A 20,356-nucleotide genomic window follows, 5' to 3' on the forward strand; every position below is an offset into this window, starting at 1 on the left:
TTGACGACAGGTTTTTCCGACAGGAGGATCGGGCTCCGATCCTTCCCGAGGAGAGCCCGGTGCAGATCGTCTACTCCCGCGTCTCCACCGCGACCCAGTCCCTGCTGCGCCAACGCCACATCCTCACCGAGGCAGGCCTACTTGTGCGCACCGAAGGCGTCGCCGAGGGATTCCGGCCCGCCGACGGCGTCCTCCTCTTCGAGGACCCAGCCATCACCTCCAAGATCCCCGCCCTTGACCGGCCCGCGTTCGGCAAGATCGCCGCCAAGGCCCACCCCGGCGACACCCTGACGGTCTCGGAGCTGTTCCGGCTCTGCCGCGACCTGCTCGACATCCACGCCGTCCGCAACTGGTGCCAAGCCCGTGGCGTCGCCCTGCGCGTGCTGTCCGGGCCGCTGTCGAACTTCCACGACCTCGCCGCCGAAGACGCCACCACCGCCGTCATCATCAATGTGATCACCGCCGTCGGCCAGTTCCAGCGTGACATCCAGAACGAGCTCACCGTCGAGGGGATCGCCGCCGCCGAGGCCGAAGGCCGCTACCGCGGGCGCCCGCCCGCGCTGGACGGTGACCAGCGCGAGGACGTGCGGGCGGCCTTCGGTGAGGGTGCCTCGATCGCGGCCCTGGCACGGGCTCACGGGGTGAGCCGGGCGGCCGTACGAACCGCCCTGGCCGATCTGCTACCCGGTCAGGGCGTCCCGCCCCGGCCATCGGCGTGATCAACGGGAAGGGTCAGGCGACCAGGTCGAGGTCAAGACGGCGGCCCATGTCGATGTCGATCGTGCCGTACAGGTTGGCGTTGGACCAGAACAGGGGCGAGAGTCCTCGCCTGTCGGCGTCGGTCATCTTCTTCTGCCAGGCGGGGTCCTTCAGGACGGACTGAACCAGCAAGGTGTTGATGAAGACCAGCGCCGACTGGAGCAGGTGAAGGCTGAGCATGGAGACCTCCTGGTGCTCCTTGTCGCTGCCCGGCAGGGTGCCGGCGCTGCCGTAGAACAGGGCGGTGTTGGCCGAATTCCAGTTCTCCACGACCTGCAGACCCTCGTGAATCTCCCGGCGCAGCCCCTCGGAGGCGACGAACACGCTCTTGACCGCCTTGCCGAGTTCCTCGATGGCCTTATAGGTGGGGTGCTTGGGGCCGCCGCGAGTGAAGCGGCCAGCACCTGCTCAGCCTCGGCCGTGCCCAACCTGAGCGCGGTGGCGTACTTGACCATCTGGTCGTACTGCTGGGCGATGATCTCCCAATCGATCGGCTTGTCGGCCACCATGCCCTCCAAGCAGGCCGGGACCTGGTCGCCGGCGTCGATCTTCACCAGCTTTTGGTGGGCGATCCTCTTCATCCGCGGCAGCAGCTTGAACCCCGGCAAGTAGGAGAACGCGAACCCCACCAGGGATTGGCCGTGACTGTCGGTGTACTGGCGGTCGATGGTGGTGTCGGTGCAGTGCCGCAGCACACCTTCCATCATCGCGGCGACCTCGGAGGCGTTGCAGGAGCGCAGCCGGGAGTAGACGCACACCGACTTGCGATCCACATGCCAATAGATCATGACGCCGGGGCCGCCGTACCGGGCGTGGTACTCGGTCATCAGGTTCGACGACCACGACCCGAACTTCTTCGAATCCGACGCGCACGCGGTCCCGTTGCCCCACCACAGCGGATCCCGCATCCTCAAGGTGGCGTTCACCAGCGTGGCGATCGCGGCGCGCAGGTTGTCGTGGTTGACGAACAGATGCCGGGTGGCGCGCAGCGCGGCCTCGCTCTCCCCGTGGCGGCCGCCGTCGGCGACGCGTCTAATCCCCACGTTCGTGCCGAGCTCGATGCCGACATCGACGCCACCGGCGTCACGGCGGGAGTGGATCTTGAACTGGCTCAGGCAGGCCATCGCGACCGGCGAGATGAAACCGGGAGACCGCCTGGTCGAGCGAGAGCTGTCGGCTCGCTCCGGAGTCAGCCGCGGCCCCGTCCGAGAGGCGATCATGATCCTGGAGCAGGAGGGGCTCGTGGTGACCCACCCCTACCGGGGGGCCGAGGTCGCCGGGATCTCGCAGCGCGAGGTACGAGAGGTCCTGGTGCCGATCCGGCTGACCATCGAGCGCTTCGCCTTCCGCGAGGTCGCCGAGAACCGCTCATCCGAGCTGCTCGGCCGTCTCGAGCGGCTGGTCGAGGAGATGTCCGACGCCGCCGCGAGCGGGGCGTCCCCGGAGCGCCTGGCGGACCTCGACGTGGCGTTTCACGAGGCGGTCATCGCCGCGAGCGGGCACACCCAGGCGCTCCAGATCTGGCGCACCATCCAGCCCCGAGTGCGCGCCTACTTCGTCCGAGACGCGCCCTCGCACCCTTCGCCCGGGGAGATCCCCAGGCAACACCGGGCGCTGCTCGCCGCGTTGCGGTCCGGCACGGCGGAAGAAGTGGACCGCGTCGCCATGGAACACATCGAGACCTACCTCGGCGACGATCCCCCGGCGAACGCGCGTCCCTGATGGTCGAAGAGGCGCCCGCGCGGCCTCGGCCGGCGCCCCGCCGATGCCGGCGCGCAACATGGCGACGAAGGTGCCATGCTGCGCCCGGCGACGAGACCGGGTGTGCGGCGACCGGCGGGAGCCGTGCCGGCTCGGGCGCATTCCGCCGGGCCGCCGCCGGTACGGAGTCTCCACACGATGCCGTTCGGCACCCGGCGATCGTCCCGCCAGGACGGCCCGGCCATCCTGGCGGGAGCGGCTTTTGGAGGATCTCCCACTCCTGACCGGTCAGTTCACGACGGCTCCTGACCGGTCGGTTTTCACGACGGCGAATCACCCGGACATGGGCACGACCTGGATGCTTTCGAAGACGCGTCTCAGCGGCCCTGCAGCGCCTTGACGTTGTCACCGAAGGTCCAGCTCTTCGAGCCGTCCCAGTTGATGGACCAGGTCATCAGCCCCTTGAGGTCGCCGCTGAAGCTGTTCCAGCTCTGGGAGACCAGCGAGGGCGACATGTATCCGCCGCCGGCGCCAGGCTGGGCGGGCAGGCCGGGGACCTGCTTGTCGTAGGGAACCTTGATAGTGGTGCCCTGGATGACCAGCCCGTTGTTCAGGCAGGTGGTCTGGGCGACGAAGCCCTGCACCGTGCCGGCGGAGTAGGAGTCGCCGGCGCAGCCGTACATGCTGCCGTTGTAGTACTGCATGTTCAGCCACCACAGGCGGCCGTTGTCCGCGTACTTCTTGATGATCGGCAGGTAAGCGCCCCAGATCGACCCGTAGGTCACGCTGCCGCCGGTGACGTAGGCCGTCTCGGGTGCCATGGTGAGGCCGAAGTTGGACGGCATCTGGGCGAGCACGCCGTCGATGATGCGGATGAGGTTGGTCTGGGAGGCGGAGAGCTGGTTGATGTTGCCGCTGCCGGTGAGGCCGGTCTCGATGTCGATGTCGATGCCGTCGAAGTTGTACTCCTTCAGGATCGGCACGACGGTGGCGACGAAACGGTCGGCGACGGCGCTGGAGCTGAGGTCGATGCCGGCGGCCGCACCGCCGATGGACATCAGGATCGTCGCGCCCGCCGCCTTGGCCTGGCACATCTCGGCCGGGGTGGCGACCTTGACGGTGGCGTCCATGCCGTCTTCCCACAGCACGGTGCCGTCGGAGCGGATGACCGGGAACGCCGCGTTGATCACGTTGTAGCCGTGCTGGCGAATGCGGGGGTCGGTGATCGGCGTCCAGCCGAAGGGCGGGTGCACGCCGTTGATCGCGCCGTCCCAGTTCTCCCAGTAACCCTGCAGGACCTTCCCCGAGGGCTTCGACTTCACCGGGCACGTCGTGCCGCCCGTCGGCGTCGGCGTGGGAGTAGGAGTGGGGGTGGGGGTGGGGGTGGGCGAGACCGTGGGTGTGGGGCTGGGCGTGGGCGAGATCGTGGGGGTGGGAGTTGGGGTGGGGGTGGGCGGGATTCCGGGACCGTCGAAGCTGACGTCGTCGGCGTAGTACGTGCCCTGGCCGTACCAGCCGTGCAGGTAGACCACGGCGGTGGTCTGGTTGGCCGCGGTGGTGAAGGGGACCGTGAGCTGGCTGTACGCCGAGGGCGAGGAGGTCCAGGTGGAGCCGCCGCCGTTCACGCCGAGGTGCACGTAGCCGCCGCGGACCCAGGCGGTCAGCGTGTAGGCGGTGTTCGGCCGGACCGACACGGACTGGCTGCACCGGGCGGTGTCGGAGGAGTCGGCGGCGCCTGCGAGCGCCTTCGTGCCGGAACGGACGGGGGAGGCGACCACGGACCCCAGCCCGCCGGTGCAGGACCAGGGTGACAGGGCGCCGGTTTCGAAGCCCGGATTCGTGAGCAGGTTGGCCGCGCGGGCCGAGGTCTGGGTGATCAGAACACCCAGGGTCGCGAGCAGTAATGAGACGACTAGCACGAGCGGGCGCGGTATTCGCGTCATCTGGACAACCCTTCTCCAGCCCGGAGACCGGGCTTTGACGGGCGCGGCGCAGGGCATGGAAGGCCGCGATGATGGGGGTGCGCGAGCCTCATTATTGTAAAGAAACCTGCCAATTGTCTACGGTGGCGCAGGTACCGGCGCCACGGAGGCCTCTCACGCAGAGGGGCGTCGGCGTGCTTGTTCTCCGGGTGACCGCTGTGCCCGCGCACCCCGGCCGCTCGATGTCGACCGGACGGCGGCTCTTTCGTCCACCGGGAGGGCCGTCTCTCGCCGCGAGGGGGCCGCACACTGACGGGCCCCGCCGGCGGCGAGGGCGCGAAGTTCTGGCTGCACGTGCTGACCGAGATCAAGAACCGCGGCGTGGCGGACGCGCTGATGGTGGTCTGCGACGGCCTCAAGGGCCTGCCGCAGGCCATTGAGCAGGTCTGGCCCCAGGCCGTCGTCCAGACGTGCGTCGTTCATTTGCTGCGCGCGTCGTTCCGGTATGCCGCCCGCCAGCACTGGGACGCCATCGCCAAGGCCCTCAAGCCGGTCTACACCGCCCCGACCGAGGCCGCGACGCTGGAGCGCTTCATGGAGTTCGCCGAGGTCTGGGGCGGTAAGTATCCGGCGATCGTGAAGCTGTGGGAGGACGCCTGGGCCGAGTTCGTGCCCTTCTTCAACTTCGACACCGAGATCCGCCGGGTGATCTGCTCGACCAACGCCATCAAGTCCGTCAACGCCCGCATCCGGCGGGCGGTCAAGGCCCGCGGCCACTTCCCGAACGAGCAGGCCGCGCTCAAGTGCGTCTACATGGCGATCACGAGCCTGGACCCGATCGGCAAGGGCCGCAAACGCTGGATCACCCGCTGGAAGGCCGCCCTGAACGCCTTCGACGGCCGCCTGACCCCGACCGCCCGCTGAAACCAACCAAGATCAAGATACACCGATTACTGGACAGACCCCGCCGCAGCCATAGGAGCTCCGGGACGTTTCGGCCGCGAAGCAAGAGGGTTGACCTGCACTAACGCAATCGCGTGTACCTGGTGACAGCAGTCTTACCGACACCCCTACTAGCGAGACCTCTTCCAGAGGCGGCGATCCTGCTCGGCCAGCGGGATCAGCGCTCGCCAGGATCGTGCATGGGCTCGGAGATTCAGAGCGGCCACGAGCGGAGACGCCCCCACGCGACGATCGCGGCGATGACGATCACGGCGAGGTTTCCCCCGATCAGGTGTGCCTCGCCTCTTCCCAGGTGCGTGACCGTGGCACCGGCCATGAGGATCACGAAGCCGATCGCCGCCAGCGGTGTCAGTACGGGCGCAATTCGGGTCATCCCGGGAAGGACCAGGCCCGCCGCACCGCACACCTCGATGATCCCGATACCCGCCACCTGGAGCCGGGGGAAGTCCTCCACCCACGGCATCAGCCCGCTGATGGCCTCCAGCGGCGCGACGATCTTGAGCCCGCCGGCGATAAGGAACAACACGGCCAGTAGCGCCTGGAATACCCACAGAACAAGAGACATGTCCCTTAGTGCAGCTCATCGCCCGCAGTACTGTCCAAGACCACTTTCCACCCGCCCGATAGGCTGGACCTATCATGGCCGGAATGGGATGGGACCTGCGCCGGCTGCGATATTTCCAAGCAGTGGCCGAAGAACTCCACTTCGGCCGGGCGGCCCGCCGGTTGCACATCGCCCAGCCGTCGCTGAGCCAGCAGATCAAGGCCCTGGAAAAGGCGGTCGGTGCCACCCTCCTGGAGCGCACCCCACGTGGTGTGCGGCTGACCCCCGCAGGGGCGGCAGCGCTCGACGCGGCCCGCGGCCTGCTCGCCCTTTCCGAGCGAAGCCTGCGTGACATTCGGGACCTCGCCTCCGGCTCCCTGCCCGCGCTCAGGATCGGGTTGTCCACGGGGATCGGCCCCGGTCTGCTCGGTCGGATACGGCTCGCCGCCGGTGCCGCGGGTGTGAGCATCGCCTTCCACGACGCCACCTCCGCGGAGCAAGCGGATCTGCTGGGCCGGGACGAGCTCGATCTCGGCCTCATGCTCGAGCCCGTGGGCCACACGGACCTGCACCTGCTACGTCTGGTCGACGAACCCCTTGGCGTGATCACCGGCAGACGGCATCGTCTGCCGGATCAGCTCACGGCCGACGATCTCGCCGGCAAGCACCTGCTCTGGTTCGACCGCGAAGAAGCCCCCGGCTACCACGACTACGTGCTGGACGCCTGTGCTGCGGCCGGGTGGCGGCCCGAGGTCCAGGTATGCCACAGCCGGCGGCTCAGCGCCATCGTCCTGCTGCTCACCGCCGAGCCTGATCTGGTCTCGCTGGTTCCGGCGGCCAAGGCCACCCATCCTGAGCTGGTCTGGCGCCCTCTCCAGGCTGCCCCCCGCCACCGCATCGCACTGGCCTGGCGCGGCCACGACGATAAGGAGGCTGTCAGCCGCCTCCGCGACGAGCTCGCTTCCGGTCTCGCCCGACCCTGACGCCGGGATCGCCGTCGGCGGGCGGCTGCCGCGCCGGCTGCGGCGGGCCGCGGCCGCCGCCCGCCACGTCAGCGCCGGTGATCACACCGTCCGGGTCGGCGCGGCGATCGGCGGCCGCTCCCACGACGAGGCCGCCGAACTCGCCCACGCCGTCGACGCCATGGCCGAGGCCCTGCAGGCCCGGCTGGAGGCCGAACGCCGGGTCACCGCCGACATCGCCCACGAGCTGCGTACCCCGCTCACCGGCCTGACCACCGCCACCGAACGCCCCGCCCTGACCGACGTCGCCCTCGGCGACTTCACCACACGCCGGACGGCCGCCTTCGCCCCCGACGCGCAGGTGCACGTCCACACCGGCACCGTGGTCGCCACCGACCCGCGCCGCCTGGAGCGTATCCTGGCCAACCTGCTCACCAACGCCGTCCGGCACGGCCGCCCCCCGATCACCGTGGTCGTGGACGGCCCCCGCATCACCGTCCACGACCACGGCCCCGGCTTCCCTGGCCACCTGCTGCGCGACGGACCGATGCGTTTCCGTAAAGGCGGCGACCCGGCCACTACGGGCCACGGGCTGGGCCTGACCATCGCCGCGGGCCAGGCCGCCGTACTGGGTGCCCGCCTCACCTTCACCAACCCGCCCGAAGGCGGCGCGCTGTCCACGCTCGACCTGCCCTCCGTTCCCGACGTCTCGTGACGCGGCCTGCTCGAGAAAATGGACACACGCTGTCTGCCGCTTCAAGGGGTGCCGGTAAGAAACGTGTCATGAGCCCCAAACGGCGTTGATCTTGTTCGGGAATCAATCCAGGGACGCTGGCCGTGAGGTCAAGGACGCCAATGCCGCCGCTTGCGGGCTGCCCGGGTTGAGGACGGAGGTCAGAGAGATTTGGAACGGAATCCGGCGTTAACGGGGTTCTCCCAGGTCAGTGACCCCCTGCCGCTGGGATCTTCCGGACGTGGTTGACGCCGGATTCCGTTCCATCGCACAGACGGGGTTGGCGCTGATAATGATCACGGTGTGGGCGGCAGCCCTGGGTCTCGATGTGGTGAAGGTGCGGCGGGCGGCTGGTGGGGGTCTGGGACGATCTGAGGCATGGCGCGTGGTGATGGCGGCGGCCGGGATGGCCGGGGCGAGCCCGAGTGGCGGCCGGTGAGCGACGTGGACATGATGACCGCAGTCGTGCTGGAGCAGCTGGGTGCCAACCGCGATCAGTTGCGGACTATGGAGCCGGCGCGGCGCGCTCTGCATCTGCTGGACGACCACACCGTCGGGCGGATCAAGCAAGTGTTCGGGGAGCAGCGCGATGACATGTGGTTGTGGGTCGAGACCGGCGAGCGCTGGCAGGCTCAGGACCTGACGGCCGCCGAGGCTGCGAAGGTCGATCAGTACGTGGCCGCGGTGGAGGCGTTCGCGGCGAGCAACACGGTCATCTTGGCGCTGGCCGATGAGCTGGCCGCGGGCACGATCGAGGCGACGCTGGCCAAGTCGGACCTGGAGCTGGGCGTGGAGACCTTGGCGGGGGCGCTGGCCCGGCAGGCGAACCCGTTCCTGGACGCGTCGCCGGTGCAGGTCTGATTGCGCCCGGCGAGCGCGGCCGACGTCGCCAAGGTCTTCGCGGCGATCTGCTCACGGCGGCCGCCGACCTCTGCCCCGCCACCGGGCGAGGTCGGCTGTCCTACCTGCGCGCCGAATACCTGTTCAAGACCGCCTCAGCCCCGCTCGACCCGCACGGCGAAGGCTGGACCCTGCACCAGCTGCGCCACAGTGCGCTGCAACATCTCGCGGAGGCGGGGCGGACCGCGCCGGAGCTGCAGGCCAAGTCCCGCCACCAGCACCTGGCAAGCCTCGGCCGCTACGTCCGCCTGGGCGAGGAGACCTCCGCCCACATCACTGCCGAGCACGACCCCGCGGCCCGGCGACGCAGGCGCTGAGAACTGGTTCTGCGTCGTCCGGCGCGTTGCTGCCTGTACCGGATGCGCTCGTCGTGCGTAGCGCCAAAATCCGGTTGTCCGATCCTCCCCGGAGGCCGGTGTGCGCCTACGACCTGCCGCACATGTTCGCCCGGTCGGGGGGTGACGGTATGGGTGTGGTCAGTCCGGCAGCAGGTGTGACACCAGGGTGCGTGCCCATTCGGGAGTAGGGGCCTGGTCGGTGAAGACGGCGCGGTAGTAGGGGTGCCGTTAAGAACCGTGTCACCAACCGCAGACGAGAGAGAAGGCACAGGTCAGCGGCTTGCCTCGGAGATGCCGAGACGGGGTCGGCGTCTTCGATGCCTCTAGGGGGGCACACCGTTCTGATCTGCGAAAACGTTGCCGTTGGCGGTTGGTGACACCGTTCTTAACGGCACCCCGTCACGGACGCGCATCACGCCCGCGGGCAGGGTGGCCGGTTCGGCCGGCTCGATCCGGGGGGCGGCCGGGCCGGGGGGCGGCGGGGCGGACATGGCGGGGGTCCGTTCGTCAGCTGATGCCCATGCTGGGAAGCCGGACGTCGGCGGGAGCAGCGCAAAGCATTGCTCGCCTACGTCAGGTGGCGCGCTACCCTGCCGGACTTGTCCGGCCTGCCCGAGGAGCAGGCGTGGCGTGCGTTCACGAAGGCCCACCACAACCGGTGCGCACTATGCCGCGTTCCTGACAATGAGAGGGTGGTCGACCACGACCACACCACAGGTCTGGTGCGTGGTCTGCTCTGCCGTTCGTGTAACCGCAAGGCGTTGTCCGGAATCCCGCACATGGCGCTGAGCCGGTACACCGACATCTCACCCGCGCTCGCCCTGTACTGCCAATGGCCGCCGACCTCTGTGGCCGGACAATCCCAACCACGCTGTCAACGAGATCGTCGCCGCCCACGGCCCGGGCTCCGGTCTCCACCGCCCGGCCCCGCTCGCGAGCCATGGGTGGGAGGAGGAAGCCCTCTCGTGATCCGCGAGGCCGCACACGCCCGGACGGGGGCTCACTCCACCCACTCGTCGCCCGAATAGAGGGTGCCGCCCTTCCAGATATAGCGGGCGGCGAAGGGGTCCCAGACGGAGACCTGTGCTTCTACCTTCGTCCGGTACCAGCCAGGACCGCCAAGGCGACGCACACTGGTGTAGTCCATGCCATAGCCCGGCCCGGTGGGGCCCCAGGCGTCCGAGCCCGTCTTTCCCTCCATCCAGTAGCCCGCTCCCCCCATGAACCAGTGCCAGTGGCTTCCATCCCATTGCCAGAGCTCCACGCTGACCCTGGCCTGCATGACCTTCGGGGTGACGCAGTCCGCCTCCAGTGCGTAGGCCGCCCCCCACGCCTGGTTCGCGGACCAGACACCCGGCGTAAGGTGGTCGATGCCTGCCGTGGCCTGGACGCAGTAGGAGGATCCCTGCGCCACCGTGACGTAGGTCCTTTGCGTGTACGCCTGGGCGGGTTGCGGCAGCGCGGTCATCAGCAGCAGCGCGAGGATGGTGGATAACGGGCCGAGGAGCAGGGTGCTTCGTCGCGACATGGCGTCCTCCTTGCGGATCGAACATGGAGTCCACGTATCGCGTCGGCGACACGACGAACGTCAGGACCCGCGCGCAGTGGACCGATGGTGTGCAGGAGCATCGCTTCATTACCGGCGGGCCGATGCGGGAGGACACCCCTCCCCCAAAAGTGATCGGAGGCCTAGCAATCGTCAACCCGGTTCCACGCGGGTTTCGGTGCTCGGTCGCCTCGTCACGCATCCGGCACCCGCAGGCAAGCGGCCAACCGGCGAGGGCTGCGGTCCCGCATCTCCCACGTGGCCGCCACCCTCACCTGCAGCGGCAGGTGCGCTCGCGAAATGCGCCGCCGGTAACGATCAGGCGTTGCACGAGGCGATGGCAGGCCACAGGCCGCTGGAATGGGAGGCATGCCGTTACTGCCGCGCCGCCGTGCTGCCCGCTCGCAACACGATCCCGCGCCGGTCCCTCCGGCGTTATGCCCGCCGCGGGCCGCGGCCTGGTGGATCGTGCTGGCCGTCCTCTTGGTCGGCGCCGCCATCGGCGGCGCGGGCCGAAACCCCGGGAGAAGGGGATGCCGGCACTGGCGAGGGTGCGGCGGGCCACCGGCGCGCCCGCGGAGGTTCGCCATCCGACCGTGGGGCACGCCGCCGGTGTCCTGCACGCCGGAGCTGATCCGCCCCGCATCGTCGCCTCCGGATTCCCCCGTCTCCCCCGCCGGTGACCGCCGCCCGCCGTGTCCGTGGCGGGCAGGGCGCCGCTCGCCGTGGGCGGTGCCGATCCCTGAACCGATTCCTCCTCCGAGGCAGGTTCCCGAGCCGTCGACGATCATCGCCGCGCCTCCTGCCGCCCGGCGGGAATGGTATCGCCGCAGGTCAGAGGGGTGGCAATTGCTTCGGTGATGCCCCTGCCGATTCCTAACCATTCCTTCTGCGGATGACGGTGTTCCGATTCGTGGCGGAGTCGGTGGAAGGATTCGGCGAACGCCGGCGCGTAGCTATCCTTTTGCGGATCGCAAGACGGGATGGCAAAGATGGAAGATGAGAAGCTAGTGATAAGAGATGAGTGTTAAGACGTTAGCGATAGCGGATCATATTGCCGATTCGCTTCCGCGGAGAATAATCCCAAAGCGTGTTGCGGTAGGATTAGCGCAACGAAACCTACAACCGTGCTTCGTGTACTACGCTTAGGAGAGAAGACAGACGGGCCCCGAACCGGGGTGCAGCCAAGAACGGGGACCCGCTGCCTCATCAGGCGGGGGCCGGGCCTGTTAGCAGGGCCCGCCCCCGTTGAGCAACCAGTCCAGCAGGATCAGTATCAGCTGTAGCCCCAGGCACAGCCACTTCTCCTGGTCATCTGGTTGCCCCGGCTCGTGAGCCATCGGTGCTCCGTTTCTGGGACCGGTCCCCTGGAGGCGGTTGCCTCCGCGAAGACGGCCACGGTCCCACTCGGCCGTCTCAATGGAAGGCGGCCGCATGCGACGGAGAGTCGAAGGTCATCGAGCTCACTGGAGTTTAGCAATTCTTGAGGAGTCCCGGCGCCTTTCTTCTCGTGTTTAGGGGCGTTTCCGGAACGCGTTGTAGGAGACCTACAACTATAGTTGTAGCGCTAGCTGGAATATGCCGAGGTCAGCGCCGTGGGGTCCGCAAAAAGTCCGTAAGAGTGCGGCGTGACCACACCGTTTTGATCTTCATCGTGTCGTCCGCGCGCCGCAGGGGAGCGGCCCGGGTGCCCGCCTCGCCCGCTCGTCATGGTCGCCGGCGGGCCGCCGCTCCTGAGTGCGGTGGCGCAGATCTCGGTGGCACCGAACCGTGGCAGGGCGGAAAGCGTCTTTATGATCATCTTCGTCGAAAATTCGACGCGCTGAGGGAGTCGCTGGCGGGCGAACGGCGGACGGCCGGTGTGATGGACTGCGCGAGCCGACCCGGGCCGCAGAGGGGCGCTCAGGGCGCCGGCCGTCGGGAAACCGGATGTATGGGCGGTAATCCGGCGGCGCCCGGGAAGGGGCGGGGCGGCGTGCCCTCCGTGAGACGGCGGGCCGTGGCCGACAAGCCCGTCCCCTGCCCGCCTTTCGTGTGCATGATCGCGCTGGCCGGCGTCAGGGGGAAGGTTCCGCGGCGCGGCCCGGATCCGCGGGATCGGCCGCTGGCCGCGCCTGGGTGGTGAGCTGGGCATACAGGCGCTCGCGCTGCGTGCGCAGGTCGTCCACCTGACCGCGCAGGTCGGCGGCCTGGGCGCGGGTGGCAGCGTGGGTGGCGCGTTCGGCGGCCAGCGCGCTGTGCTGCTCGGCGGCCTGGGCGCGGGCCTGGTCGAGGTCGGTCCGCAGCCGCTCGGCCTGCGCGTCGGCCACCTCCCGAGCCCGCTCGGCCGCGGCGATCGCATCGCGCAGGGCGGCGTGCTCGGCGGCGGCGACCCGGGCGGCGGCGCGGTCCTCGGCGGCGGTGGCGCGCTGCTCGGCGGCCACGGCGTCGCGCTCCAGGTCGGTGTTGCGCTCCAGCAGCCCGTCGCGCAGCTCGGTCAGCAGCCGCAGCTGGTCGGTGGCGAGGGTGATCTGCTCGCGCAGGGCCGGGGCGTGCCGGGCCTCCAGGTCGCGCAGCCGGGCCAATCGCTCGTCGACGGCGGCCTGGGCGCCGCGGGTGCGGGCGGCCTTGGCCTCGGCGGCGCAGGGCTTGTCCGGGCAGTACTCGGGCGGCCGGCCGGTGGTCCGGGGGCGGGCGAAGGAGGCGCCGCGGTGCCGGCAGGTGCGCTGCTCGCTCCCGGCGTCGGGGTCATGGCGATCACCGTAGCACTCCCCCACTTTTCCGGAAACGCGAAACGTTTCGAGTTTCCGGAAAAGAGATCGTCCGGGCTCCATAATTAGTATTATGGAGCCCGTGCCGATTGAAATGATCTTGCTTAGGGCCGGGCCGGACGGCGGCCTGCATCCGGACATGTCTGTCCTGTCTCATTGAAGTTGAGGCAGTCCCACTGATCCGAGGTATCCGGCGTGTCGGCTCATCCTGTTGAAGCAGAACGCCGTCGGGAATGGCGCGGCCGGAGTTATCTGGCGTTGTCAAACGAACCTGCTGGTCAGCCGCTTGAATGCCTGTCAGGCACGTCAGGCACGTAGACTGCCCGGACCGGCCAGGGTGGTCATATGTGGGCAGTAGGTTCGTCCCGGTCTGCCGCTGTCGCGATTGCGTCATCGGCGGTTCTTGGATCAGGGGCGGGATCGCGGGCGTTTGGATCATGCTGGGTGAACAGATTCCCAGAAGGGCCTGGATCGGCAAACTGGCTGAGCTTGCTACAGAAGATGGCGGGGCGGCCGCGCCGGGCGGCGATCGGCGCCGTGCATAGTCGGGCGGATCCGGTTTCGGAGGTTCCTGCCCGACCATCGCGTCTGCTCGATCTCGTCAGGCGGCTTCGAAGTCGGCTCGGTGGTCGGCGGCCCACTCCGCCAGAGTGCGGCCCGGCCGCCCGGTCACCGCGGTGATGGGACGCGGGACGTCGGGGGCGGTGAGGGTGTCGTGCCAGTAGTCGAGCAGCATCTTCATCACCGGCTCGGGGATGAACTGCGCGGTCTCGGCGCGGAACTCCTCTGGTGTCATCTCCACCAGCGGGATCTCCCGTCCCAGGGCCTCGCCGATGATGGCCACCTGCTCGGAGCGGGTCAGGGCCTGCGGGCCGGTGAGCGCGATCGCGTCACCCAGATGCTTGTCGGAGAGCAGGGTCTCGGCGGCGGCCTCGGCGACGTCGTACTCGTGGATCGGGGCCTGCGCCGATGCCAGGTACGGCGCCCGGATCGGTGCGCCGGATCGGATCTGCCAGGACCAGGAGAGCAGGTTGTTGGCGAAGGTGCCGGGCCGCAGGATCGTCCAGGCATCGGTGCGGCCGGTCACGATGGCCTCGACCGCGCTGTGGTGAAGCTGGCTCGCCGAGCCCTGGTCACGCTGGAACTCCTTCGCGGCGGCCAAGGAGGACAACACGGTGAAGCGGTGGACGCCATGCGCGATGGCCGCGGTGACGAACGCCTCGACGCCCTCGGCGGGGAAGACGAAGGCGCGATCGACACCGTCGAACACCTGCGACCCGAGCGTGGTGCCATCGGCCAGGTCACCGGCGACGACCTCGACCCCAGCGGGCAGGTTCGCGTCATCGGGCTTGCGGCTCAGCGCACGTACGACGGCGCCGCGGGCAAGCAGGGTCGCGACGAGGTGACGACCGACGGCGCCGGTCGCTCCGGTGACAAGGATGGTCACGATTGTTCTCCTGAGGGAAGTAGCCCGATCTGTCCGGCTTCAACTGCAATCTAGAGCGGGTTTAGGTCATTTTCTGTCCCTATTTCTCCTAGACTCACGGACCATGCCGGAACAGACCACGACCGAGCGGGCGCTGCGCCTGCTGGAGCTGCTGCAGGCCCGCCGGTCCTGGAGCGGCGGCGAGCTCGCCGACCGCCTCGGCGTCGACGGCCGCACCCTCCGGCGGGACGTGGAGCGGCTGCGCGGCCTGGGCTATCACATCGAGGCACGCCGCGGCCCCGATGGCGGCTACCGGCTGACCACGGGCAGCGACCTGCCGCCACTGCTCTTCACCCCGGACGAGGCGCTCGCCGTGGCCGCGGCCCTCGCCTCGTCGGCCGCGAACGGCGCCGCCGGCGGGGGCGAGGTCGCGCTCACCGCTCTGGCCAAGATGGAGCAGGTGATGCCCCAGACGGTGCGGCGGCGGGTGCGGGCGCTGCGCTCCTCGGTCGCCCTCGGCGACACACCGAACGCAGCGGCCGGCGCGTATCCGGCTCCGCTGAACGCCGATGTGCTGGCAGTCCTGGCGCTGGCGTGCCGGGACGCGGAGCGGGTCCACCTGCGCGTGATGAGCACCAAGGGCGCAGAAACCGGACGGGAATACTCCCGCCACGTCGAACCTGCCGCCCTGGTGCCCCGGCAGACCCGATGGTTCCTCGTGTGCCGCGACCTCGACCGCGGCTGGCGGGTGCTGCGCGTCGATCGGATCACACGAGCATCGCCGACGGGCGTGCGCTTCGAGCCGCGCGAGGTCCCCGGAGGCGACCCGGTCGCGTTCGTCACCAGCCGGCTCGGCGCTCCGCCTCGCAAACATACGGCGACGATCCTGATCCACGCCCCGATCGAACAGGTACAGGCGTACATGGGCGGTTTCGCCACCGACTTCGCTCCGACGACAACCGCCACGGGTCAGGCGGCGACCCACTGGCGCATCGCCGACGTACGCCTGGAGGTCCTCGCCGGCGGCCTGCTCTGGGTACGGTGGCCCTTCGAGGTGATCGACTCCCCCGAGCTCGCCGCCCTGCTGCGGGACCGAGCCGCAGCCTTCGCCTTCGCCGCCGACCCACGCTGATGCCAACTCACCAGGCCGTCACCACCGAGGGTCTCGCGCGGGCAAAGGGACACGCATTCGCGGGCTCCTGCGCGGGCTCGGGCGATCGCCGCCGCGAGCCACCTTCGTCGGCCCACGGCATCGAGCCCGAAGGCCACCTGAGGTGGCGTGATCACGGCAACGGTGACGTAGACACATACGACCGAGCCCTGACGAGATTTCGCAGGTGACGAACGTGCCTGACAACCCCGGATAACGTGCCAGGCACGTTCCTTCATAGCCCAGTTACCTGACATGCCTGACGCTTTCTCGGCACCCCAGATAACAGAGGAGCTTGGAGCAGGTTCGAGCTGCAGATGGCAACGCTTGGGCAATTCATCGGCCGGCCCGGCGCGGCTGGCCGAGGTCACTCCTGAGCCCAGGGCCCGGCGCCGCCGTACCGTACGCCTTTGCCCGGTCCCATCACACTTCGGTCATGCTTCCCCCTGTGGTGAAACGCTCCCGATAGGCCGTAGGCGTGACGCCGAAGCGTTGTTTGAACAGCCGGTGGAGTGTCTCGACCGAGCCGAGCCCGACCGCGTTCGCGATGGCTCTGAGCCCGTTGCCGGTGTGGAGGAGTTGCCGCGCGGCGGCGTCGAGGCGGACCGACTCCACATACTGTGCAGGCGTCACCCCGACCTGCTGACGGAAGAGCCGCGAGAAGTGCCGGACGCTGAGGTTCGTCCGGCGCGCGAGCGCGTCGTTGGACAGGTCCTCGGTGAGATGATCCGGAATCCATGCCTGCAGACGGGCGACCTGAGCGTCCGTGGCCGACGAGTACGCCAGAAGCTCGCTGAACTGGCTCTGACCACCCGGTCGCCGCATGTACATGACGAGCCACCGGGCGACTCGGCGGGCCAATTCGGCATGGTGGTCGTGGGCGACCAGGGCGAGCGCGAGGTCTATCCCCGTGGACACGCCCGCCGACGTCCAGACGTGCTCGTCACGCACGTAGATCGCGTCGGGCTCGACGGTCACCTCGGGATGGTCGGCGGCGAGCTGACCCGCCGTCGCCCAGTGCGTCGTCGCCCGCCGCCCGTCGAGCAACCCGGCGGCGGCCAGCATGTGCGCTCCCGCGCAGACCGAGGCTATTCGAGTCGCGCCATGAGCGGCACCGGCCGCCAGCCACTGAACAAGCGGCTCCGCCTCCAGCGCCTTCACCCCGCTCTCATCGAACACCAGGCCACCTGGCACGAGGAGAGTCCCGATCTCGCGAGGCAGTTCCTCCCATGAGACGTCGGCCGCGATCGAGGTACCCCCGGCACAGCGAACGAGCCCGGACTGGGGACCGGCGACCAGGGTCTTATAGCTGGGGGCATCCTCGTTCAGTAGGCGATCAGCGGTGGAGAACACCCCGAGCGGTCCGGCGACGTCGAGAAGCTCGACGCCGTCGAACACGGTGATCACGACGAGGTGAGAGGTCATGTCACCAACCCTGCAGGATCACCGATAAGTCCGCAATGACAAGAACATGTCATATTCGGACGCGCCCCGCCGACCCAACCGTGTCCGGATCTGACATACCTGCGTCCTTGCGGACACAGGTCGAGCCGCCGACGATGGTGACCGTTCAATTCCTCTGACGAACGGACCAACCGATGATCCCCGCGATTCCGCAAACGCCCACCAGCCGGGCAGCCGCCGACCTCGCCACCGAGGCCGCACCCCCTTACCTGCTCAATCACAGTTACCGCACATACCTCTTCGGCCGGTGCATCGTCCCCGAGTCCGGAGTCGACGAAGAGGCGGCCTTCGTCGCGGCGATGATCCACGATCTCGGCCTCACCGACACCTACGCCGGCGAGAGCGAGTTCGGACGCGTCGGTGCCGATCTCGCGTGCCGCTTCCTCGAAGGGCGCGGATGGGACCTCGAGCGCATCCACCTGGTCGAGGAGGCAATCCTGCGGCACACCAACCTCGTGGCCGAGCAGGTGCCCGTGTTCCGGTTGGTCCAAGCGGGAGCGGCCCTCGACGTCGCCGGACTCGGCCGGGAAGGGCTCGCGACCGATGATCTCGCCGACATCTTGACGGCCTATCCGCGGCTCGACTTCGCATCGAGCATGCGAAACAGCTTCCTCGATGAGGTCCAGCGGCATCCGGAAGGAGCCTTCGCCCACCTCGAACGGGTCGTCGCGCTCTCCGACCGTTTCGGCAGCAACCCGATCGACGCTCCGAGAGCGTGAATCACACCGCAGCATCGTCAAAGCGATTCGGATCCCGAGCTCGCCTACGCTTACGGGCCGAGACATCCAATAATCTGCCTCATGCTCAGTGAGACGCGACTTCGTTGATTCGTCTCGTCGATTCCAAGGCACTGCAGTTCAAGGAGGTCTCACACCTCAAGTTCAACGAGACAGGACAATGTCGGGAGGAATGCCCTGCGCCCCGGGGGCCCATCGCGCCGCGCCGGCTGTCCTGGCTCAGCGAAGGTGGCACGACGCAGCAGACGCGACGCGGACGGCGGTGACCGTGGCGCGCGGCGTAGCGAAGGTGGCCCCTCGCCGGGGCGCGTCATCACCTCCTGCGCCGGAAAGGTCCGCGTGCGTCGGTCGCACCGCGCCGATCGGCTTCCCAGGCGGCTCCGTGAAACCGGCGCACCGCCGGGCAGCGCAGCGCACCCGCGCCACTTTCCCTGAGCCAGGATCGCCGGACGGCGGCCTATCTGCGGGCGAACCCGGCGCACCCTCCGCGACGCCGACGCCGCCGTCCCGGACGGGCGCGCCGGGCCGAACCCGCTGACCCGCGCCCACCCCCAGCCCCGCCATGACAGGACACCCGCATGCCCCACTCCGCACTCCCGACCGACGCCGCGCCATACCCGCCGCCGGACGCCACGGCCACTGCCACCGCCGCGCAGACCAACAACGCTCCGCCTGCGGCAGCGGGTCTTCCCGAGCGGCGGGCCAGCACGGTGGAGCGGCCGCGGACCGGGGTGCGCCGCTGGCTCACCGCCGCCGAGCGTGCCGCGCTGGGCGCCGAGCACAAGATCGCCCGTGAGGCGCTGCGCCGCGCCATCGGGGACGACTCCCCGGCCGCCGGGCCGGTGGAGACCTGGCTCAGCACCGTCGACTCCGACAACACCCGCGCGTCCTACGCCGCCGACGTGCGGGCGTTCGTCGAATGGCTGCGCGAGCGGCACGGCATCAGTGCAGACGACGCCCCGGTCAACCTGCTGGCCGTCACCATGGACGTGGTCGCCGCCTACGCCGACGCCATGCGTGAGATGACCGGCCGGTACGGCAAGCCGTTGTCGGCGGCCACCCGGGCCCGCCGCCTGGCGTCGCTGTCGGCGCTGTACAAGCACCTGGCCGCCCGCCGGCAGGTGCCGACCAACCCGGTGCGCGAGCTGGAACGGCCGCGCGTCAGCACCGAGGGCGTCACCCCGGCGCGCGACAGCGGCGAGATCGGCCGGATGGTGAAGGCCGCCGGCACCCTGCGCGACCTGGCGCTGGTGCTGCTGCTGTACGTCTCGGCGCTGCGGGTCAGCGAGGTCTGCCGGGCCCGCGCCGACCACCTGACCGACGAGCGCGGCCGGACCTTGCTGCGCGTCACCGTCAAGGGCGGCAAGACGCGCACCGTCCCGCTGGACCCGGCGGTGATGGAGGTGGTGCGCCACTACCTCGACGGCCGCACCAGCGGCCCGCTGCTGCGCGCCGACACCGGCACCGCGCTGGCCCGCCACCACGTCCCGCCGATCCTCGCGCGCCTGGCCGCCGCCGCCGGGCTGCACGACCCGGCGGCGATCCGCCCGCACGTCCTGCGCACCTCGGCGATCACCGACCTGCTGGAACGCCACCCCCTGCAACGCGTCCAGCACCTGGTCCGGCACGCCTCCCCGCAGACCACCGAACGCTACAACCGCCGCCGCCGCGGCATCGAGGAAGACGCCGCGCTGTCGGCCACCTTGGCCGCCGAACTGCCACTCAGCGAGGTCCTGGACCACCTGCGTGAGGAGGACGAATAACCGCCGCCCCCCGGCCGCCCGCCGCGGGCGGCGCACGCCCGCGCCGCCGACGCCGACCCGTTCACCATCGCCTGCACCGGCGGCTGGATGGACGGCTCCCAGACCCTGTGGCGCTACTTCGAGGAGGTCGACCGCTGGGCCGACTCCCCTCTGGACGACCTGTTGTAAACCGCTCGAAAGGACACCCGCGTGCCTCAGCATGCCCTCCGGCACGCCGTCGGCGACCCCGACCCGCTACTGCTCAGCCTGCTGCAGCGCCGCATCACCTGCTGCCTGACCCCGGCGCAGGTCGCCGACGCCATGAGCGTCAACGTCCAAAGCGTCTATGAGCTGGAGCGCAAGATCCGCGCCGGTGGCGGTGTCCTGCTCGGCACCGCCCGCAGCTACGCCGCCGCGGTCGGAGCCCTGCTCATCGACGTCGACGACCCCGACTTCGTCCCGCCGTCCCGGCCCGAACCCGAGCAGCCGTCGTGCACCCACTGCCACGGTCCCGTCGTCCCGGGCAGCGGCCGCAACGGATTGTGCGGCGGCTGCCGGATGCACCTGCGAAAGATCGGCCGCCTTCCGCAGGCAGCGCTGAGCGTCTGACCGGCGGCCCGGTGCGGGCACGGCCGCGCCGCGCACTGCTTGCTGCCTCAGTTTGGTGACCGCGGGTCCTCTCCGAACCGAGATGATGCGCGGTCACCCGCAGTCGTTGA

The 20,356-nt window shown here is 69.4% G+C and carries 16 protein-coding genes and 2 pseudogenes; 11 read left to right on the forward strand and 7 right to left on the reverse strand.

Translation table 11 applies throughout. The features are described from left to right. Window positions 1–59: 59 nt before the first annotated feature. The gene (locus ACQP10_RS19020) at window positions 60–719 is read left to right on the forward strand and encodes a recombinase family protein (RefSeq protein ID WP_346021388.1); all 660 of its coding nucleotides are present in this window, start codon (window positions 60–62) and stop codon (window positions 717–719) included. A gap of 13 nt (window positions 720–732) precedes the next feature. Here the strand turns inward: ACQP10_RS19020 and ACQP10_RS19025 are convergent. Beyond that, window positions 733–1,883 (reverse strand): annotated as a pseudogene (locus ACQP10_RS19025) (transposase). On the opposite strand from ACQP10_RS19025, the gene ACQP10_RS19030 reads away from it, so the two are divergent. Then, the gene (locus ACQP10_RS19030) at window positions 1,819–2,481 is read left to right on the forward strand and encodes a GntR family transcriptional regulator (RefSeq protein ID WP_433541856.1); all 663 of its coding nucleotides are present in this window, start codon (window positions 1,819–1,821) and stop codon (window positions 2,479–2,481) included. The pseudogene ACQP10_RS19025 and the gene ACQP10_RS19030 overlap by 65 nt on opposite strands. A gap of 356 nt (window positions 2,482–2,837) precedes the next feature. On the opposite strand, the gene ACQP10_RS19035 is transcribed toward ACQP10_RS19030, so the two are convergent. Beyond that, window positions 2,838–4,403, reverse strand: a complete 1,566-nt coding sequence (locus ACQP10_RS19035) for a glycosyl hydrolase family 18 protein (RefSeq protein WP_433541857.1) — start codon at window positions 4,401–4,403, stop codon at window positions 2,838–2,840. Window positions 4,404–4,706: 303 nt separating this feature from the next. Here ACQP10_RS19035 and ACQP10_RS19040 point away from each other — a divergent pair. Further along, window positions 4,707–5,306: pseudogene (locus ACQP10_RS19040) on the forward strand (IS256 family transposase); the annotation flags it as partial. Window positions 5,307–5,538: 232 nt separating this feature from the next. Here the strand turns inward: ACQP10_RS19040 and ACQP10_RS19045 are convergent. Further along, a complete protein-coding gene (locus ACQP10_RS19045) occupies window positions 5,539–5,910 on the reverse strand; it encodes a DoxX family protein (RefSeq protein WP_346021385.1) in 372 nt (123 codons plus the stop codon). Window positions 5,911–5,993: 83 nt separating this feature from the next. Here ACQP10_RS19045 and ACQP10_RS19050 point away from each other — a divergent pair, with 83 nt between their 5' ends. From ACQP10_RS19050 to ACQP10_RS19065, 4 genes are all read left to right on the forward strand, one after another. Further along, entirely contained in the window at window positions 5,994–6,872 is an 879-nt protein-coding gene (locus tag ACQP10_RS19050) for a LysR family transcriptional regulator (protein ID WP_433541858.1), read from the forward strand. 37 nt (window positions 6,873–6,909) lie between these two features. Beyond that, window positions 6,910–7,566, forward strand: a complete 657-nt coding sequence (locus ACQP10_RS19055) for a HAMP domain-containing sensor histidine kinase (protein WP_433541917.1) — start codon at window positions 6,910–6,912, stop codon at window positions 7,564–7,566. 396 nt (window positions 7,567–7,962) lie between these two features. Continuing rightward, complete coding sequence (locus ACQP10_RS19060) at window positions 7,963–8,445, forward strand: hypothetical protein (RefSeq protein WP_346021383.1); 483 nt, start codon at window positions 7,963–7,965, stop codon at window positions 8,443–8,445. A gap of 976 nt (window positions 8,446–9,421) precedes the next feature. Next, a complete protein-coding gene (locus tag ACQP10_RS19065; RefSeq protein WP_433541859.1) occupies window positions 9,422–9,850 on the forward strand; it encodes an endonuclease domain-containing protein in 429 nt (142 codons plus the stop codon). Here ACQP10_RS19065 and ACQP10_RS19070 read toward each other — a convergent pair. The 3 genes from ACQP10_RS19070 to ACQP10_RS19080 form a co-directional block, all read right to left on the reverse strand. Further along, window positions 9,823–10,350, reverse strand: a complete 528-nt coding sequence (locus ACQP10_RS19070) for a hypothetical protein (protein WP_433541860.1) — start codon at window positions 10,348–10,350, stop codon at window positions 9,823–9,825. The genes ACQP10_RS19065 and ACQP10_RS19070 overlap by 28 nt on opposite strands. A 2,075-nt stretch (window positions 10,351–12,425) precedes the next feature. Then, on the reverse strand, window positions 12,426–13,124 hold the full coding sequence (locus ACQP10_RS19075) for a hypothetical protein (RefSeq protein ID WP_433541861.1): 699 nt from the start codon (window positions 13,122–13,124) through the stop codon (window positions 12,426–12,428). Between the two features lie 595 nt (window positions 13,125–13,719). Beyond that, complete coding sequence (locus tag ACQP10_RS19080) at window positions 13,720–14,565, reverse strand: SDR family oxidoreductase (RefSeq protein WP_433539387.1); 846 nt, start codon at window positions 14,563–14,565, stop codon at window positions 13,720–13,722. A 103-nt stretch (window positions 14,566–14,668) separates the two neighbouring features. On the opposite strand from ACQP10_RS19080, the gene ACQP10_RS19085 reads away from it, so the two are divergent. After that, entirely contained in the window at window positions 14,669–15,676 is a 1,008-nt protein-coding gene (locus ACQP10_RS19085; RefSeq protein ID WP_346021374.1) for a helix-turn-helix transcriptional regulator, read from the forward strand. A 441-nt stretch (window positions 15,677–16,117) separates the two neighbouring features. On the opposite strand, the gene ACQP10_RS19090 is transcribed toward ACQP10_RS19085, so the two are convergent. Next, window positions 16,118–17,119 carry a GlxA family transcriptional regulator gene (locus ACQP10_RS19090; RefSeq protein WP_346021373.1) on the reverse strand — a complete coding sequence of 334 codons (1,002 nt, stop codon included), beginning with the start codon at window positions 17,117–17,119 and terminating at the stop codon, window positions 16,118–16,120. Window positions 17,120–17,292: 173 nt separating this feature from the next. Here ACQP10_RS19090 and ACQP10_RS19095 point away from each other — a divergent pair, with 173 nt between their 5' ends. From ACQP10_RS19095 to ACQP10_RS19105, 3 genes are all read left to right on the forward strand, one after another. Next, window positions 17,293–17,877: an HD domain-containing protein gene (locus ACQP10_RS19095; protein WP_346021372.1), complete on the forward strand. Its 585-nt coding sequence runs from the start codon at window positions 17,293–17,295 to the stop codon at window positions 17,875–17,877. A 596-nt stretch (window positions 17,878–18,473) separates the two neighbouring features. Further along, window positions 18,474–19,658 carry a tyrosine-type recombinase/integrase gene (locus tag ACQP10_RS19100; protein ID WP_346021371.1) on the forward strand — a complete coding sequence of 395 codons (1,185 nt, stop codon included), beginning with the start codon at window positions 18,474–18,476 and terminating at the stop codon, window positions 19,656–19,658. Between the two features lie 189 nt (window positions 19,659–19,847). Continuing rightward, window positions 19,848–20,246 (forward strand): hypothetical protein, encoded by a 399-nt coding sequence (locus ACQP10_RS19105; protein ID WP_346021370.1) that lies wholly within the window; start codon window positions 19,848–19,850, stop codon window positions 20,244–20,246. Window positions 20,247–20,356 lie beyond the last annotated feature (110 nt).

Source organism: Streptosporangium sandarakinum, from assembly GCF_050942225.1.
Lineage (GTDB): Bacteria > Actinomycetota > Actinomycetes > Streptosporangiales > Streptosporangiaceae > Streptosporangium > Streptosporangium nondiastaticum.

What these genes read in the sequence shown, in the direction of transcription:
- ACQP10_RS19030 (WP_433541856.1), top strand. Translation starts at nt 1,819, where the DNA reads ATGCCGACATCGACGCCACCGGCGTCACGGCGGGAGTGGATCTTGAAC.
- ACQP10_RS19035 (WP_433541857.1), bottom strand. Translation starts at nt 4,403, where the DNA reads ATGACGCGAATACCGCGCCCGCTCGTGCTAGTCGTCTCATTACTGCTC.
- ACQP10_RS19045 (WP_346021385.1), bottom strand. Translation starts at nt 5,910, where the DNA reads ATGTCTCTTGTTCTGTGGGTATTCCAGGCGCTACTGGCCGTGTTGTTC.
- ACQP10_RS19050 (WP_433541858.1), top strand. Translation starts at nt 5,994, where the DNA reads ATGGGATGGGACCTGCGCCGGCTGCGATATTTCCAAGCAGTGGCCGAA.
- ACQP10_RS19060 (WP_346021383.1), top strand. Translation starts at nt 7,963, where the DNA reads ATGGCGCGTGGTGATGGCGGCGGCCGGGATGGCCGGGGCGAGCCCGAG.
- ACQP10_RS19070 (WP_433541860.1), bottom strand. Translation starts at nt 10,350, where the DNA reads ATGTCGCGACGAAGCACCCTGCTCCTCGGCCCGTTATCCACCATCCTC.
- ACQP10_RS19085 (WP_346021374.1), top strand. Translation starts at nt 14,669, where the DNA reads ATGCCGGAACAGACCACGACCGAGCGGGCGCTGCGCCTGCTGGAGCTG.
- ACQP10_RS19090 (WP_346021373.1), bottom strand. Translation starts at nt 17,119, where the DNA reads ATGACCTCTCACCTCGTCGTGATCACCGTGTTCGACGGCGTCGAGCTT.
- ACQP10_RS19095 (WP_346021372.1), top strand. Translation starts at nt 17,293, where the DNA reads ATGATCCCCGCGATTCCGCAAACGCCCACCAGCCGGGCAGCCGCCGAC.
- ACQP10_RS19100 (WP_346021371.1), top strand. Translation starts at nt 18,474, where the DNA reads ATGCCCCACTCCGCACTCCCGACCGACGCCGCGCCATACCCGCCGCCG.